The following is an 895-nucleotide window of genomic DNA, read 5'->3' as shown; positions in this document are numbered from 1 at the left end:
GATGTAATATTGGCAATAAACTCAGGACCGTTGTCCATGCGTATTTTTTCAGGTCTACCTCGTTTGTTTACTAAATGGTTCAAAACCCAGACAATTCGGTTACTAGTTAAGGAAAAATCGATTTCAATATGCAGTGCCTCTCTATTATAATCGTCAATAATATTAAAAGCCCTAAAACGTCTTTTATTTTCAAGCACATCAGTTACAAAATCCATACTCCAGGTATGGTTAAGTGTTTCTGGAATATCTAAAGGTTCTTTTACCCTCGCTGGCAAACGTTTTTTAGCCTTACGCCTTAGAGGTAATCCCAAAGCTTTATAAACACGGTGTACCCGTTTATGGTTCCAAGAATAACCTTCTCCTTTTAATCGGTCAAAAGCTTTCCAAAAGCCTTCTTCTGGGTGGACTTCTGCCTTTTGAAGTAGTGCTTGTTCAATTTCTATATCATCCTTAGGCAAGGGCGTATAATAATAAACACTTTTACTCATGTTTAGAACACGGCACGCCCTACTGATGCCGTAATGAATAAGTGTCTTTGCTATATCTCTTTTACGGCAGGGCTTTAAAGCTTTTTTTCGATAATCTCTTTAGCCATTTGATGGTCTAAGGCTAAATTAGCGTACATCTGCTTAAGCTTGCGGTTTTCCTCTTCTAATTCTTTGATGCGTTTGAGTTCTTTGCCGTTCATGCCGGCATAGCGCGCTCGCCATTTATAAAACGCTGATGAGCTTACGCCATGTTCACGGGTAATTTGTTCGACACTTTTACCGTTATCAAACTCTTTTAAAATCTTGGCTATTTGACTTGGATTGAATTTACTTTTTCTCATAATTACTGTTTAAAGTTAATATTATTTTTACACTTTTAAACAGTTCGGTTTTAAGGGAAGCTTACA

The 895-nt window shown here is 37.1% G+C and carries 1 pseudogene; it reads right to left on the bottom strand.

Annotated elements, in window-relative coordinates:
* Window positions 1-829, bottom strand: a pseudogene (locus DKT72_RS17795) (IS3 family transposase); the annotation flags it as partial.
* Window positions 830-895: the final 66 nt, after the last annotated feature.

The organism is Confluentibacter sediminis (assembly GCF_003258355.1).
Lineage (GTDB): Bacteria > Bacteroidota > Bacteroidia > Flavobacteriales > Flavobacteriaceae > Confluentibacter > Confluentibacter sediminis.
This window is presented reverse-complemented; position numbering and strand designations above follow the sequence as displayed.